Origin of the sequence: Nitrincola alkalisediminis, assembly GCF_009821115.1 — a bacterium.
Taxonomy (GTDB): domain Bacteria; phylum Pseudomonadota; class Gammaproteobacteria; order Pseudomonadales; family Balneatricaceae; genus Nitrincola; species Nitrincola alkalisediminis.
This window is the reverse complement of the sequence record NZ_VYTY01000014.1, coordinates 45793-62648: the sequence shown is the minus strand read 5'-3', so window position 1 is coordinate 62648 and position 16856 is coordinate 45793. Positions and strand designations below refer to the sequence as shown.

Sequence of the window (16856 nt, the reverse complement as noted above, 5' to 3'; positions counted from 1 at the left end):
CCTGTTATCGATCGTCGACTGTCGAACGCTCGGAGAGCTGAAAAAGATCGGTCACCAATCTCTGTAAATCATCCCGCCCTTCAGCTGAGGCGTGACGTAATCGAACGGTTGGCTGATGCAATAACTTGTTGGTTAGTCCCCGTGCCATCACCTGTAGAACTTCCTCTGCAGGTTTTCCGGCATGAAGTTGCTTTAATGCTTTTTGCAACGCGTCTTCACAAATGGCATGTCCATGCTCTCGTAAAGCCGTGAGTGTATCCACCGCATCCAATTCACGAAGCTGTCGCATAAACTCGTCAGTGCCTTGATCAATCAGAGTTTGCGCCTCACGCGCGGCAGACTCTCGCCCACGCTGATTTTCTTCTATGACTTCTTTAAGATCATCTACCGTATACAAATAGACATCCTCAAGGTCACCCACTTGGGCTTCTATATCCCTTGGCACCGCTATATCCACCATAAAAATGGGGCGGTGTTTGCGTTTTTTCAATGCGGTTTCTACGGCTCCCTTACCCAAAATGGGCAACTGACTCGCCGTTGACGAAATAACGATATCGGCATGGGGTAAAGCATCGGGAATATCACCCAATGCGATGGCCTTTCCGTCAAAAATACTGGCCAAATCCAAAGCACGTGGCAGCGTACGATTGGCAACCGTTAGGCTGCGCACACCTGCACGATGCAAATGACGTGCAACCAGTTCAATCGTTTCACCAGCTCCAATCAGCAAGGCTTTGCTTTCACTTAAATCAGCAAAAATATGCTGGGCCATACTGACAGCTGCATAGGCCACGGATACTGGATTTTGTCCAATGGCGGTTTGTGTTCTTACTTTTTTTGCAATCGTGAACGTATGCCGGAATAAACGCCCCAATTCAGCTCCGACCAAACCTTCTTCTTGCGCAATACTGTATGCCGATTTGAGCTGCCCTAGGATCTGAGGTTCACCCAGTACCAAGGAGTCCAAACCACTGGCAACTCTCATCATATGTCGCGCGGCTGCATCATTTTGATGCAGATACAGGCACTGGCGTAATGCATCTGGATTGAGCGCATGATAGTACGCCAACCAATCGATCAACGCTTCATGAGACGTTTGATGTGCGCAACAATACAACTCAGTTCGATTGCAGGTTGATAAGATTGCAATCTCCTGTAAGCCTGCTTTAAGCTGCGCATCATGCAGCGCTTGCGCCAGCTTTTCTGGAGCAAAAGCAACACGCTCACGCACCTCCACAGGTGCTGTTTTATGATTAATACCTAACGCCAGCAATGCCATAAGGACAGATACACTACCTAACAACCTAAAATTAAGTCGCCAATCATACACCTTTCCCTTGCAAGGATTAAGTCAATTGAGCGACAGAGACTGTCCGTTAGCAAACCAAGCCCAAAACACCTGCGTATTAAAATGATGAATGTATCAATCGACAAGCCTTATTGAGTTACTCTATAGTGATAAAATCCGTGTATACAGAGGACTGTGTGTAGATGAAAATGTTTTTGGCGGGATTACTTAGTGCATTGATGCTGTCTGGCTGCGCGAGCCGTGTTGACACTCATAATCAGTCAACGGATGTAATTATTAACGATATCCCTCTTGAGCCCGTCGTCTACTTACCCGGCCAACTCAATCGTGAAATCCTTTTTGATTTACTCGTCGCCGAAATGGGCGGCCGCTTCGGCTATTATGATGAAGCTCTTGAGCGCTACCTTCGCCAAGCCCACTTAACCCAAGACGCAGCGGTGGCAGAACGCGCCACACGTATCGCGCAGTTCTTACGCAACAGTGAAGCCGTTATTGCGGCCGCTCGCCTGTGGTCTGCCGCAGATCCGAGCGCAGCCGAACCAAAACACTTAGTGGTCAGCATTTTGTTGCATGAGCGACGCTTCAGCGAGGCGCTCCCCCTACTTCGTGAAGTCATCAACGACCCTCAATCCGATATTTTATTGTTGGTCAGTTCTCAAAGTGAATCCTTAAGTGCCGATATCGCACGCGAATACATTCGATTACTAACCGCCACCTTACAAGAGCACCCCACCCGCTCGGATGTACACCTTGCCCTCGGTCTTTTGCATCTTCGTGAAAACAACCCAGAGATGGCGATGCGCATCTTCGATCAAGGCTTAACCCATACACCCTATTACCCACCCTTGATCCTGCAAAAAGCGGAACTGCTCCGCCAACAAGAACGACTCAACGAAGCCCTTCGACTTGTGCAAGAAACACATGCTCGCCATCCACACCAACAACAAATTCGAATTCAGTACGCTCAACTGTTACTGCTGAGCAATCGAACGTCTCAAGCGGAAAAATTAATTAACGACCTCCTTGATGACCACACTGATGATCCAGAACTTCACATTTACTTTGCACTGCTGTTACTGGACCATCAACGACTCGATCTAAGCCAGAGCCTTTTACATCGCTTAGCCGAGCTCTATCCTGACATGCAAGAGGTTCAGTTTTATCTAGGCCACATTGCCCAACTCCAGGGTCAACGAGAACTGGCTATGGCGCACTACCAAGCTGTAAGCGCTGGCTCAACGTTTTTACAATCACGTGCGCGTCTGCTCGAACTCTACAACACCAGCGAGTACCTAAACGATGTGATTAACACCATCGCACTTGCTCAAGACATTCAGCCGGAATACACGACAGATCTCACCATTCTTCTTTCAAATTGGCTCACTCAATATGACTTTCAGCAAGAAGCGGTAAAACACCTATCGGAAGCCATTCGCATTCACCCAAACGATACCCGATTACTCTACACCCGCGCTTTGCTCTATGATGACCAAGATTCGAGCCTAATGCTGGCAGACTTGGAAAGTGCACTTTCAATCGACCCAAACAGTGCTATGATTCAGAATGCACTCGGATACAGTTTGTTATTGCATACAAATAACTACGATAGAGCCTACCAACTGATTCAAGATGCACTGAGACAAAAACCCGATGATCCTGCTATCTTAGACTCAATGGGATGGGCATTGTTTAAACTGGGTCGCTTAAACGAGTCTCTCTCTTACTTACAACGCGCGTATCTACTGTATCCTGATACAGAAGTTGCGGCTCATTTAATCCGGGTATTATCAGAGCTAGGACAGCAAGATGCCGCTGAAGAGCTCTTATTGAACCACCTACGCGACAATCCAGATGATCGACATTTGTTGAATGCCGCTGAAAAAATCAGGGTCCAGTAAACCGTGCGCCAGTTTTTAATTTTACTCGTGTTGCTATCCCTTCTAGTGGGGTGTAGCAGCAAACCACCCCTCTTACCTGAAAGCATGCAGGCACAGCGCCCTGTCTACGATTTAAATGATTGGATACTTGAGGGCCGAATGAGCCTGCGACTGGAAGATCGATCCGACTCTGTTTCAATTCATTGGCAACAAAAGCAACGTGATTATGAAATCAATGTCAGTGCTGGGCCTTTTAACCAATCCGTCGCTCGCCTTGAGGGCAGACCCGGGTTTGTTGAAATGCAGGTAGCAGGCGAAGAAACACTTTACACAGCACGCTCACCTGAAGCCCTTATGAATGCCATGCTTGGCTGGAGCCTACCAGTGAGTCACGGCATTTACTGGGTAAAAGGCATCCCTGACCCAAATGTCATCTTTGAAACGCATGAAAGCGAACGAGGTTTTTCATTTGCGCAATCAGGCTGGAAAATTGATGCCAGCCGCTTCGAACAAGTTAATCCTAACCTGTTGCTTCCTCGACGCATTCGGATGGAGAGGGAGGGACTAACCATCACTCTCATTGTGAGCCAATGGCGCCTATAATTTTCAATAAAATAGGCTGGATCCCGCTAAATTCGTGGTTTTTTGTCGTTTAGACTTGATTTTTCACTCTGTTTTAAAGAGAATACTGCCCTTCCTAAATATGCAGTTATCTGCAGAGGAGACGACTGGGGTATCGCCAAGTTGGTAAGGCACTGGATTCTGATTCCAGCATGCGGAGGTTCGAGTCCTCCTACCCCAGCCAAAAACTATGAACGAATCCCTTTCAACATCTGTCGATCACCCAGAAACGATCAAGAAGGTAAATCCCATGTCAAGCATGATGATCTTCACCGGAAATGCCAATCCAGACCTGGCAAAAAAGGTGGTAGAACGCCTGGATATCCCATTAGGGAAAGCAGATGTTGGTCGTTTCAGTGATGGCGAAGTCAGTGTTGAGATTCAAGAAAACGTGCGCGGAAAAGACGTGTTCATCATTCAGTCGACCTGCGCACCAACAAATGACAACCTAATGGAACTCATTGTGTTTGCAGATGCGATGCGTCGTGCATCTGCCATGAGAATCACAGCCGTTGTTCCTTACTTTGGTTATGCCCGCCAAGATCGCCGCCCACGCTCAACTCGCGTACCCATCAGTGCAAAAGTGGTGGCAAGCATGATGACCAGCGCAGGTGTTGACCGCGTTTTGACCGTTGATCTTCATGCCGATCAAATCCAAGGTTTTTTTGATATTCCCGTTGATAACGTCTACGGCTCGCCTGTTTTACTTGACGACATCGTAGACCAACAATATTCCGATCTTATGGTTGTATCTCCTGACGTCGGCGGCGTTGTTCGCGCTCGTGCAGTGGCAAAGCAACTCGATTGCGATCTGGCCATTATTGATAAACGCCGCGAGCGTGCAAATGAATCGCAAGTCATGAACATCATCGGTGATGTCGCGGGGCGTACATGCATCCTCGTTGATGACATGTGTGATACCGCTGGTACGCTCTGCAAAGCCGCAAAAGCACTTAAAGAAAAAGGCGCTTCACGCGTCGTTTCATATGTTACACACGCGGTTTTATCAGGCCCTGCTATCAGTAATATTATCAACTCAGAATTAGACGAGTTAGTGGTGACCGACACCATCCCACTCTCAGCTGAAGCTAAAAAATGCAGCAAGATTCGTCAACTGACGCTGGCACCCATGCTGGCAGAAGCCGTTAGACGCGTCTGCAACGAAGAATCCATCAGTGCAATGTTCAGATAATATTGTACGGATACAGGCAATTCAGCCTGAAAGCACTAGCATTGCTAATGCTTTACTCCCTTAGGGGACAACCTAACACTGCAAATATTTGGTCGCGAGTCTTTGCAGTTTTTAACACCAAAAGGTAATTTATAATGTCAAAGTTTATTGTTAATGCAGTTAGCCGTGCAGATCAGGGGAAAGGTGCGAGCCGCCGCCTGCGTCACCTAGGCATGGTTCCAGGTATCATCTACGGAACTGAAACACCAACAGCCGTTTCAGTTATCGGTAAAGATCTCTACCGTATGCTGTTAGAAGACGGTTTTTACTCTTCTATCCTAACTGTTCGCTTAGACGGTAATGACACAGCTGTTATCATCAAAGATTTGCAGCGTCACCCATCTAAACCTGTTGTACTGCACGTTGACTTCCAACGCATTGCTGATGATCAAAAAATCAAAATCCAGGTTCCATTGAACTTCATCAACTTCGAAAAATCTGCAGCGTCTAAAGCAGCAGCTAAATTCGCAGCTGAAGCTTCAACGGCTGAAATCCTTTGCTTGCCAAAAGATCTGCCAGAAGTTCTAGATGTTGATTTGTCTAACATCGAAATGGGACAAATTGCCCACTTGTCAGACATCATTTTACCAGAAGGCGTTGAAATCGTTGCATTGCGTCGCGGCGAAGACCACGACCAAGGTATCGGTTACTGCTACGCTCCACGTGGCGCTAAGAAGTAAGATTCTTGACACTAGGTGTCCGGCATGAATGACCCAATAGCTCTGATTGTAGGCTTAGGAAACCCAGGCACACAATATGCGCACACCCGTCACAATGCCGGCGCCGACTTGGTGGAGCAGCTTGCTGCCCACCTCAACTCCCCTCTCAAGCCTGAACCACGCTTCCACGGATTCACAACGAAAGTCAATCTGAACAACCTCAGCGTTCATTTACTTATTCCATCGACTTTTATGAATCTGAGCGGTCAATCCGTTGCAGCGCTCGCAAATTTCTATAAAATTCAGGCCAATCAAATTTTAGTGGCGCATGATGAACTCGACCTACAGCCCGGTACTGCCAGACTCAAGTTTAGCGGCGGACATGGTGGCCACAATGGACTTAGAGACATCATCTCACGTTTAGGCAATACGAAAGACTTTTATCGCTTGCGCATCGGCATTGGTCACCCAGGCCACGCTAGCCAAGTCTCTGGCTACGTATTAACCAAAGCACCCAAAGCCGAACAATTGCAAACTCAAGCCGCTATAGATGAAGCACTGCGTTTCTTACCGTTAGCCGTCTCCGGTGAGTGGCAACGAGCAATGAATCAACTGCACAGCTTTAAAGGCTGATTAAAAAATACAGGATCTGATCATGGGTTTTAAATGTGGTATCGTCGGACTGCCCAATGTCGGCAAATCGACTCTTTTCAACGCACTAACCAAAGCTGGCATCGAAGCACAGAACTTTCCCTTCTGCACCATTGAGCCCAATGCAGGCGTTGTCCCTATGCCTGATGCTCGCCTCAATGAGCTTGCAAGCATCGTCAAGCCTGAGCGCGTCGTACCCACCACCATGGAGTTTGTCGATATCGCTGGATTAGTTGCGGGTGCATCCAGAGGTGAAGGACTTGGAAACAAGTTTCTAGCCAACATTCGTGAAACAGATGCCATCGCCCACGTTGTCAGATGCTTCGAAGACGACAATGTAATCCACGTTGCCAACCAGATCGACCCCTTAAACGACATTGAAACCATCAATCTTGAGCTTGCACTGGCAGATCTCGATTCGGTTGAAAAACAGCTACAGCGCGTTACCCGTAACGCCAAAGGTGGCGATAAAGAGGCCGTAGCCGCCAAAGCATTACTTGAAAAGCTACTCCCTCATCTCAGCGAAGGCTTACCCGCTCGCTCGCTTGAACTCAACGAAGATGAGCAGCGCTTAATCAAAACCTTCCATCTACTGACTACAAAGCCCACTATGTATATCGCAAACGTGGCCGAAGATGGATTTGAGAACAACCCACACCTCGAGACGGTCAGAACCCTTGCGGCTTCAGAAGGCGCTAGTATTGTCGCCATTTGCAACAAACTTGAATCTGAAATTGCAGAACTTGACGACGAAGAAAAACTAGAGTTTTTACAAGAAATGGGCATGGACGAACCAGGCCTAGATCGCGTTATCCGCTCAGGATACGAACTGTTAGGCCTGCAAACCTATTTTACAGCAGGCGTTAAAGAGGTCAGGGCTTGGACGATTAAAGTGGGTGACACCGCCCCTAAAGCGGCAGCAGTGATTCACACAGACTTCGAAAAAGGCTTTATTCGGGCAGAAGTCATTGCCTACCAAGACTTCGTGCAATTTAAAGGCGAACAAGGTGCAAAAGAAGCCGGAAAATGGCGCCTTGAAGGCAAAGACTACATAGTCAAAGACGGGGATGTTGTTCATTTCCGCTTTAACGTATAAAATCTCGCGCGTAATAATGGATGGGGCGAGAGGAAGATTAACCTCTTATCGCTTCATCAAAAAGGCATTTTAAAGTTTTTTACACATAGACTATTGACAACTAAGCGTAAAAAGCGAATAATTTGCCGCCTTCAAAGCACAGTGGCAATATAGCTCAGTTGGTTAGAGCAACGCATTCATAATGCGTGGGTCGCAGGTTCGAGTCCCGCTATTGCCACCACTTTGAGGACAAAAGGTTTTTAGGGGTATCGCCAAGCGGTAAGGCAACGGGTTTTGATCCCGTCATGCGGAGGTTCGAATCCTCCTACCCCTGCCATATTCATGTTGGCAATATAGCTCAGTTGGTTAGAGCAACGCATTCATAATGCGTGGGTCGCAGGTTCGAGTCCCGCTATTGCCACCATACAAAAGACCTGATTTTACAGGGGTATCGCCAAGCGGTAAGGCAACGGGTTTTGATCCCGTCATGCGGAGGTTCGAATCCTCCTACCCCTGCCATCTATTTTAAAACCCTCCTTTATCCAAACATTCGTTTTTTGTTACTGACATTTCTGAATTTAACCGTTACTATTAAGCCAATGACCCTAACCACGCATTAAGCTATGGTAAACCTAAATTCAATGGATGAGTTAAACGCCTTCTCTAACGATCCGCAACAAAGTACCGATCAATCAGTTTCTGCGTTATTTATCGGTTTTAGTCGCGAGTCTGCAGCCAGCTTGCAAACCTTGATGCTTTCGGGAAATACCAGCCCGAGATATAAGCTCATTAACGATATTGATGGCTTTTCCAACAGCCTCTCCGAACGCAGTTGGGATATCATTCTATACAGCAATGAGCAGGTGCCACTTTTAACCGCTGAGCGTGCAGCCGAAAAGCTCCAGGAGCTTAACAAGGACATTCCTTTTTTATTTCTGACTGACGCCTATCTAAGCGAAGAAGATCACTCAGAACTGCTGACAAAAGGCATCAGGCCAATCTTCACCCAATCACAACCCTTATTAACCTTGATGTATATCACTCAAGAGATTGAACAGCTCAATCATCGGCGGCGCTGTCGACTCTTAGAGTACCAACTTGAAAAATGCGAAAGCCAAATTCAACTCCTAACTGACGACCTAAGATCTGCAGTTTGCTACCTAGCTGAAAATGACATTACCTATGCCAATGAAAGCTTTTTTTATCTATTTGGCCTAGACTTAGAAACGCCCCTTGATGAAATCAGTATCGACACTCTGATTACCCCCCCTTCAAAAGAACTGTTTAAAGAGGCTTTAAACTCAGTAAGAACCGAAGAGAGCACCGAAGTAGACGTTATGCTTCATATTTTAACGTCAACTAGTACCAAAATCGCAGCAAGCGTCAAGATCTCGCAAGCCACCGACGAATCCAAAAACATCCTTCGCCTTGAGTTCAAAGATGAAGCCGCCCAAAGCCCCAACTTTATTCATTCGGCTGATCCAATTAGTGGGCTTAGAAACCGCAATTTTTTAATGACCGAATTGGATAACTGCATCAGCAAAGCAAGCCAGGGCGGACATGACAGCCATCTACTCTATTTGACGCTCGATGCATATAAAACGGTGTTTAACGCACATGGCAGTGAGGGTACGGATCTACTAAGCCAGCAGATAGGAAACTTTCTGCAAACCTTTCTAGACCCTGCTCTTCATCCCATGTCGCATCTTGAGGATGAAGCCTATGGCATCATCCTGCCCAGCTCCAATCTTGAAACAGCACACAGCATCGCAAAAGACCTCGCATCATCGATTAATCAGCTCCGTATTACACTCGGCACGGAGACTCTTTCAACGCAATGCTCGATTGGAATTGCCATATTAAATGAAAACACGGTTCGCAGCAGCGAAGCGCTGAGCCGTGCCCGTATGGCGGCCAAAGACATCCAACATAGAGATACATCCGACAATGCCACAAATGTATACCGGAGTCATTCGAGCCTAACACGACGAAATAACCACTATTCAGCCACTGAAGTCATGGTTGATGCAATTAAACACAATCGCTTCACTTTCTTGTTTCAACCGATCGTTCCATTGAACTGTGATGATCGAATACCGTCGTATGAGCTGCTGTTACGCTTAGTCGATGACAAGGGCAAAGAAATGCAGCCCAGCACATTTCTTGATCCCCTGCACAATGACAAACTTTTAAGCCGAATGGATCAATGGGTTTTAGACAAAGCCACGCATCTATTGCGAGATGCCATCATCGATAAACGTCGCAGCCGCTTATTTATCAATATCACAGGCATCACCCTTCGCAACAAATCGATATTGATAAAGCTGTCTGAACAACTTCGCAGCCTCAGACTACCTGCCGACCACCTCGTGTTTCAGATCAACGAATCCGACGCTTTATCCAGTCCTGAATATTTTAAAGCCTTTGCAAAAGCCCTTAAATCACTCCATTGCAAAATATGCTTAAAGCACTATGGCAGCTCGTCCGAGTCTCAGCACTTGCTTGCGCTTGCCAAGCTGGATTTCATAAAATTGGATCCTAACTTCATGAAAGATATGCTTAGCCAGACAATGACCCTGGACCAGCAACATGAGTTACTCGATCCACTCAAAGAGCGTAATTTAACGCTGATCATGCCGATGGTCGAGAGCACTCAAATTATGAGCAGTCTATTTAAACTAGGGATACATTACGTCCAGGGGTATTACTTACAGCCCCCTCGCCCTAAAATGGACTATGTATTTTTTGAAGACTGAGCTCCATCCATGTGAACCAAACGGATGAAGCTCTAGAGCAGAAAATCAGCAATATTGCGCAAGAGCCATCACCCAATCGGGCGGTGAGCAGTCACAGACGGATTACAACTCGTCTCTGTCACGAAACCCAATTAGATACAGAATTCCATCCAAGCCTAACGTAGAAATAGACTGTTTCGCACTCTGCCTCACTAAAGGTTTGGCACGAAACGCAATTCCCAACCCTGCAATCGACAGCATAGGCAAATCGTTCGCACCATCGCCTACTGCAATGGTTTGCTCAAGACGAACACCTTCTTTTTCAGCAATCTCTCGCAACAACTGAGCCTTACGCTCACCATTCACGATTTGACCTTTAACTTCTCCAGTGACCTTACCTTCTTGAATATCAAGCTCATTTGCGTAGACATAATCAAAGCCTAAACGCCGTTGCAAACCTTCTGCAAAGTAGGTAAAGCCGCCGGAAAGGATCGCCGTTTTAAAGCCTAACGCTTTAAGCTGAGACACAAGCGTCTCTGCACCTTCGGTTAGCCTTAGACTCTGCGCAATCTCTTCCAGCACGCCTGCATCAAGCCCTTTAAGCAAGGCAACACGTTTTCTAAAGCTTTCATTGAAATCTAACTCACCCCGCATCGCCGCTTCCGTGATGGCTGCCACCTGCTCACCGACACCAGCGTAGCGTGCAAGCTCATCAATCACTTCAGCTTCAATCAGCGTAGAGTCCATATCAAATACAACTAAACGTCGATTCCGGCGATAGATATCATCTTTCTGGAACGCAATATCAACATCGTATTCAGAGGCTGCTTGCAGAAATTCCTCACGCAGTGCGGACGCATTGGCAGGAATCCCCCTGACAGAAAACTCAACACAGGCATTGTTTTTCTGGTCAACAAGCTCAGGCTTTAACGAAATACGACCGGATAAACGACTGATATTATCAATATTAAGCCCATGGCGTGCCGCAATCTCCGTAACGCTTGCAATATGATTAGCACGGATTCTCCGCCCCAAAAGCGTGATGATATGGCGTGATTTACCTTGCCCATCAACCCAGTGCTCATAAGCTTCATCAGACACTGGCTGGAAGCGTACATTCATATCCAATTCATGCGCTTTAAACAACACATCCCGTAACAGCGGCGACGACTCGGCTTGGACAGGCACTTGCACCAAAATTCCCAATGAAAGGGTATCGTGGATAACGGCTTGCCCGATATCCAAAATATTAACGTCAAAATTTGCCAAGGTTTGCGTGATAGCAGATGTCACGCCCGGCTTATCTTTACCTGAAATGGTCAGTAAAATTATTTCATTCATTGATTCAGTCTTTAACTAGGCTTTTTTAGCCGCTCTAGGTTTTCTTGAGGACCTTTCCGAAGACCTTGAACGTCCCGAAGAAGGCCGCTTGCCATCTTTGCTTGAGGCTTCTTCAACCTTACCCTTTTTTAGCAACTCACGCTTGCTCGGTTTTGGCGGTGCTTTCTGGCTCAAGGTTTCTTCAAGTTCGAAGTCAATTTTACGCTCATCCAGATCAACACGCACGACCCTGACGGACAAATGATCGCCTAGCTTGAAGACTCGACGCGTTCTATCCCCCACAAGACGCTGTTTCGCAGCATCAAAGTGATAGTAATCGCTCGGTAAAGCCGTAATGTGCACCAAACCCTCGATATACAGATCGCTTAACTCAACAAACAAACCAAACCCAGTCACCGCAGCCACAACACCTCGATAGTGATTGCCGACCTGATCCAACATATACTCACATTTTAACCAAGACACCACATCACGCGTCGCTTCATCGGCTCGACGCTCTGTCATAGAGCAGTGCTCACCCAACGCCAGCATTTGTTCAATACTGTAGGTTTTATCAAACGCCGGATTCGGCACAAACCCTGATGGACGTTCAACCTCTTTTATTCGCTTACCGGAATGAATCGCAGAACGAATCGTTCGATGCACCAACAAATCAGGGAAACGGCGAATCGGTGAAGTGAAATGCGAATAGGCTGGATACGCTAAACCAAAATGCCCTTTATTCTCAGGGCTGTAGATGGCCTGCTGCATCGATCGCAACATCATGGTTTGAATAACATGTTGATCTGGACGCCCCTCAATGGCCGTCGCTAAGGACAAATAGTCCTTTGGCTCGGGTTGACTTCCACCCGGTAAGTTCAAACCCAACTCACTCAAAAAGGCGCGTAGGTTCTGTAATCGCTGATCCTTAGGCCCTTCATGTATGCGGTAGAGTGCGGGCTTCTTGTTCTTCTCAAGAAAACGTGCCGTTGCCACATTGGCGCACAACATACACTCTTCAATGATCTTATGTGCTTCATTGCGATGAACCGGAATGATCTCTTCTATTTTCCGGTCTGGCCCAAACTGAATACGTGTCTCGACGGTATCAAAATCAATGGCACCACGCTCATCACGCGCCTTGCGTAAGGCTTTATACAAGCTAAACAGCTGCTCTAGATGTGGCACAACCTCTCGATATTGCGCTCTGAGTTCATCTTGCTGACCATCTTGAATATCACCCAGGATCGAAGCCACTTTCGTGTAGGTAAGGCGTGCTTTAGAATTGATTACCGCTTCGTAGAAACGATAATCCGTGAGCTTGCCTGACCGATTCAGGGTCATCTCGCACACCATCGCCAAGCGATCCACATGTGGGTTCAACGAGCACAAACCGTTCGATAAGAGCTCTGGTAGCATGGGCACAACATAGCCTGGGAAATAAACAGAATTCCCACGCTTAATACCCTCTCGATCCAAAGGACTGTCGGGGCGAACATAGTAGGACACGTCCGCTATTGCCACCCATAGACGCCAGCCGCCAAGACGCTTTTTCTGAGCATACACGGCATCATCAAAATCCTTGGCATCTTCACCATCAATGGTAACAAAAGGCAAATCACGCAAATCAAACCGATTGGTCTTATCTGACTCGGCAACCTCAGGACTCAGATTACTTGCTGCTTCCTGAACATCAGCAGGCCATTCATGCGGAATGTCATAATTATGAATAGCAACTTTGATTTCCATCCCTTCTGCCATTTGCTCGCCAAGCACTTCTACAACTTTTGCTCGCGCTGGCTGACGACGCGTCGGATATTGGATAATTTCTGCAACCACTAACTGGCCTGAATGGTATTCGAGTGCCAAGCCTTCGTCAGGAACGATCACCACTGACTGCGTAATTTTTTGACTTTCAGGAATTAACGTACCAAATCCATTTTGACCGTCAAATCGACCGACCAGCTTGCGCGTGCCACGCTCCAAGACCTCAACGACTTTGGCTTCTTTGCGACCTTTGGGATCGTAGCCAACATTTTGAACCAATGCTCGATCACCATCGAACACTTCTTTCATATTGCGGGCGCTCAGAAAAAGATCATCTCCGCCTTCATCTGGACGTAAGAAACCATAGCCGTCTCGGTGGCCGATAACTCGCCCGGCTATTAAATTCATTTTTTCGATTAAACCGTATTCATTACGGCGGTTTGAGATTAATTGCCCATCACGGCACATGGCAATTAAACGTCGACGAATCGCTTCTCGATCCGTTTCATCGAACAAACCCAACTCATCACACACATTTGCATGAGAAATGGGTGCACCCCATTTTTTAAGAAATGCCGTCAGAAATTCACGACTTGGTACAGGGCGCTCGTATTTTTGAGCCTCTAATTCGGCTGCGGGATCTTTATCAACCCATTTTTTACTCATATGTCTTCCATTTTAATTTTATTTCTTGAGGACTTTCATCAGCCTCAGACACTACCTTAACTCTAACACCCGCAATGCTCCAGTAAAACATTAAAAAAGCCGGCAACTGCCGGCTTTTTTGTTTGATCAAGGAACTTCTTCAACCTCAATGTCTTCTTTGGGTGGTGGAGGTATCAAGTCTTCACGAGACACCTTCAACATCAACAAGATATTTCCTGCGACATAGATGGACGAATAGGTTCCGACAACCACACCCACCAACAGTGCAATTGAGAAACCATAGATCATTTCACCGCCAAACATTGCCAATACCACCAATACCAACATCGTCGTTAAAGACGTGACAATGGTACGACTCAACGTTTGATTGAGCGAAGTATTCAATACCTCTATCGGCTCTTCCACGCGCAGTATACGAAAGTTTTCACGAATTCGATCATAGACAACGATGGTATCGTTCAATGAATACCCTATCACCGCTAAGGCGGCGGCCAGCACTGTCAAATCGAAGTCGATTTGGAAGATAGAGAAGAACCCTAACACCAAAATCACATCGTGCGCCAAGGCCAAAACCGCGCCCACCGAGAACTTAAACTGAAAGCGAAAAGCCAAATAAAGCATCACCATGGCAAGCGCCACCAGTAAGCCTAAACCACCCTGCTCTCTCAGCTCTTCCCCAACCTGCGAGCCGACAAACTCATTACGGCGCAATGTCACCGTATCGTCTGTGCTCGCCTGAAGGATACTCAGAATTGTATTCCCCAGCTGCGGATCATGCGCTTCGCCCAAGCGAATAAGGATATCATTCGCCGCACCAAAGGTTTGCACGACAGCATCGGCATAGCCTTCAGCACGAAGACTCGCACGCACATCCTCTAACTCAACAGGGTTTCCATAGGTAACCTCAACCAGGCTCCCCCCTGTAAAATCAAGGCCAAATTTCAATCCGTTGATCGCCAAAGAACCAAGCGAAATGAGAATTAAAAGAATAGAGAAGGCCGCTGCAAATTTGCGCGCCCCCATGAAGTTAAAATCACGTTTAAATTGAATCATCATTTAACCTCATAACCACAACTTCTGGACTTTACGACCACCATAGGCCAAATTAACCAAGGCACGTGTAATCACAAGTGCAGCAAACATCGAGGTAACAATACCTACCGATAAGGTCACTGCAAAGCCTTTCACTGGCCCGGTGCCCATAGCAAACAAGATAATCGCAGCTATAAAGGTCGTAACGTTCGCATCCAATATTGTGCTGAATGCCTGACTAAAGCCTGAATGTATGGCTGATTGCACCGGTGTTCCCCTTCGTAACTCCTCTTTAATCCTTTCAAAGATCAATACGTTTGCATCCACCGCCATGCCCACGGTCAAAACGATACCGGCTATACCGGGCAACGTCAGCGTTGCTGACATAAGGGACATCACTGCAATCATTAAGACAAGGTTCAAAGTCAAGGCAATATTGGCTATCAAACCAAAGGCTCTGTAAAACAAGATCATAAAGATCAGCACCAGCGCAAAACCGATTTTAACAGAGGTGATCCCCATCTCGATATTGGCTGCACCCAAGCTTGGTCCAATTGTTCGCTCTTCAACAAAGTAAATAGGCGCTGCTAACGCACCGGCTCTCAGCAAGAGGGCTAACTCAGAAGACTCCCTTGGCGAATCCAACCCTGTAATTCTGAATGAATTACCTAACACACTTTGAATGGTCGCTAATGAAATCAAATGTTTTTCAGTATACGGAATCCGGCGCTCGACCGACTCTCCATCTACGCGCTCGATCACGGTGCGTGTTTTGTGTTCAACAAAGACCACGGCCATACGGCGCTGAATCGCATTCCGAGTGACACGGCTCATCATTTGCCCACCACGTGCATCCAGAGTAATAGATACTTGAGGCATGCCGTTTTCATCAAAGGTCGCATTGGCATTGGCGACACTGGAGCCTGTGATGATGATATCCCGCTCTAATGTTCCTCGACGATTTGGATCGTTACGGAACTCAAAAACCTCAGTGGCCGCACGACTTGCATCGGAGGTAGCCTCTAAACGAAATTCAAGATTGGCCGTTTGACCGATAACACGCTTAGCCGCTGCCGCATCTTGCACACCCGGTAACTGGACAACAATACGGTTACGACCTTGTCTCTGCACTAATGGCTCAGCAACACCTAATTCATTGACGCGATTACGCAAGGTTGTCAAGTTTTGCTGGATCGCATAGTCTTCTATCTCACGCACGGTTTGCTCATTCAATGTGACGTATAAGAAGAAGGCATCATCCACCTGAGTAGACTCAAAGGTGAACTCTGAATAATCACGACGCAAGCGCGACAAAGCCTGATCACGAGACTCTTGATCTGCAAAACGAGCCGCCAATTGACCTGAGCTTTCGTCTAAATCCACCGAGCGATAGCGTATACGCTGCTCACGCAGTGTCGTACGTATATCACTTGCATAAACTTCCAAGCGCTGCGATACCGCTTGAACCGTGTCTACTTCCATCAAAAAATGCACGCCACCGCGAAGGTCTAAGCCTAGTTTCATTGGGCCTGCACCAATGGCCGTTAACCAATCAGGCGTCGTGGGAGCTAAATTCATAGCGACAACAAAATTCTCACCTAAGGCTCTTGCCAAGGTAGCTCTTGCGCGCAGCTGAGTATCTCCATCGGAAAACCTCAGCATTCCGGCGCCGTTTTCTAATTCACTCGACTTAAACGTAATTCCATCACTTTCAAGCGCTCGCACAGCGTTTGACATGACATTTTCATCAACCTGGTGCACAGCTCGGGAGCCTGAGATCTGAACAGCATAGTCCTCAGGAAACAGGTTAGGTGCAGCATAAATACCTGCAACCACCAGCACCAATAAAATCAGTAAATTTTTCCACAAGGGATAACGATTGAGCATGTTGCTCTGTCCTCAGTCATACAAAA

At 47.1% G+C, this 16856-nt stretch carries 12 protein-coding genes and 5 tRNA genes; 12 read left to right on the top strand and 5 right to left on the bottom strand.

Features of this window, described 5'->3' with window-relative positions:
* Nucleotides 1-4: 4 nt before the first annotated feature.
* Entirely contained in the window at nucleotides 5-1279 is a 1275-nt protein-coding gene (hemA, locus tag F5971_RS16805) for a glutamyl-tRNA reductase (protein WP_036512622.1), read from the bottom strand.
* A 212-nt stretch (nucleotides 1280-1491) separates the two neighbouring features.
* Between hemA and F5971_RS16800 the strand changes: the two genes are divergently transcribed.
* The 12 genes from F5971_RS16800 to F5971_RS16745 all read left to right on the top strand — a co-directional run bounded on the left by F5971_RS16800 (nucleotide 1492) and on the right by F5971_RS16745 (nucleotide 10179).
* Complete coding sequence (locus tag F5971_RS16800) at nucleotides 1492-3207, top strand: tetratricopeptide repeat protein (protein ID WP_036512619.1); 1716 nt, start codon at nucleotides 1492-1494, stop codon at nucleotides 3205-3207.
* Nucleotides 3208-3210: 3 nt separating this feature from the next.
* On the top strand, nucleotides 3211-3789 hold the full coding sequence (lolB, locus tag F5971_RS16795; RefSeq protein ID WP_157682368.1) for a lipoprotein insertase outer membrane protein LolB: 579 nt from the start codon (nucleotides 3211-3213) through the stop codon (nucleotides 3787-3789).
* 126 nt (nucleotides 3790-3915) lie between these two features.
* Nucleotides 3916-3991 (top strand) — tRNA-Gln (locus tag F5971_RS16790).
* Between the two features lie 66 nt (nucleotides 3992-4057).
* Entirely contained in the window at nucleotides 4058-4999 is a 942-nt protein-coding gene (locus F5971_RS16785; protein WP_089503636.1) for a ribose-phosphate pyrophosphokinase, read from the top strand.
* Between the two features lie 134 nt (nucleotides 5000-5133).
* Nucleotides 5134-5718, top strand: a complete 585-nt coding sequence (locus F5971_RS16780; protein WP_036512613.1) for a 50S ribosomal protein L25/general stress protein Ctc — start codon at nucleotides 5134-5136, stop codon at nucleotides 5716-5718.
* A 24-nt stretch (nucleotides 5719-5742) separates the two neighbouring features.
* Nucleotides 5743-6330 carry an aminoacyl-tRNA hydrolase gene (gene pth, locus F5971_RS16775; protein ID WP_036512610.1) on the top strand — a complete coding sequence of 196 codons (588 nt, stop codon included), beginning with the start codon at nucleotides 5743-5745 and terminating at the stop codon, nucleotides 6328-6330.
* A 22-nt stretch (nucleotides 6331-6352) separates the two neighbouring features.
* Nucleotides 6353-7444 (top strand): redox-regulated ATPase YchF, encoded by a 1092-nt coding sequence (gene ychF, locus F5971_RS16770; RefSeq protein WP_036512608.1) that lies wholly within the window; start codon nucleotides 6353-6355, stop codon nucleotides 7442-7444.
* A gap of 143 nt (nucleotides 7445-7587) precedes the next feature.
* Nucleotides 7588-7664, top strand: a tRNA-Met gene (locus tag F5971_RS16765).
* 21 nt (nucleotides 7665-7685) lie between these two features.
* Nucleotides 7686-7760, top strand: a tRNA-Gln gene (locus tag F5971_RS16760).
* A 10-nt stretch (nucleotides 7761-7770) separates the two neighbouring features.
* A tRNA-Met gene (locus F5971_RS16755) sits at nucleotides 7771-7847 on the top strand.
* A gap of 20 nt (nucleotides 7848-7867) precedes the next feature.
* Nucleotides 7868-7942: transfer RNA gene (locus tag F5971_RS16750), tRNA-Gln, on the top strand.
* Between the two features lie 122 nt (nucleotides 7943-8064).
* Nucleotides 8065-10179, top strand: coding sequence for an EAL domain-containing protein (locus tag F5971_RS16745; RefSeq protein ID WP_193496202.1), 2115 nt, complete (start codon nucleotides 8065-8067; stop codon nucleotides 10177-10179).
* Nucleotides 10180-10281: 102 nt separating this feature from the next.
* Here the strand turns inward: F5971_RS16745 and serB are convergent, their stop codons facing one another.
* From serB to secD, 4 genes are all read right to left on the bottom strand, one after another.
* On the bottom strand, nucleotides 10282-11499 hold the full coding sequence (serB, locus tag F5971_RS16740; RefSeq protein WP_193496200.1) for a phosphoserine phosphatase SerB: 1218 nt from the start codon (nucleotides 11497-11499) through the stop codon (nucleotides 10282-10284).
* A 15-nt stretch (nucleotides 11500-11514) separates the two neighbouring features.
* On the bottom strand, nucleotides 11515-13911 hold the full coding sequence (rnr, locus tag F5971_RS16735; protein WP_193496198.1) for a ribonuclease R: 2397 nt from the start codon (nucleotides 13909-13911) through the stop codon (nucleotides 11515-11517).
* A 126-nt stretch (nucleotides 13912-14037) separates the two neighbouring features.
* A complete protein-coding gene (gene secF, locus F5971_RS16730; protein WP_193496196.1) occupies nucleotides 14038-14964 on the bottom strand; it encodes a protein translocase subunit SecF in 927 nt (308 codons plus the stop codon).
* 9 nt (nucleotides 14965-14973) lie between these two features.
* The gene (gene secD / locus F5971_RS16725; protein WP_193496194.1) at nucleotides 14974-16830 is read right to left on the bottom strand and encodes a protein translocase subunit SecD; all 1857 of its coding nucleotides are present in this window, start codon (nucleotides 16828-16830) and stop codon (nucleotides 14974-14976) included.
* Nucleotides 16831-16856 lie beyond the last annotated feature (26 nt).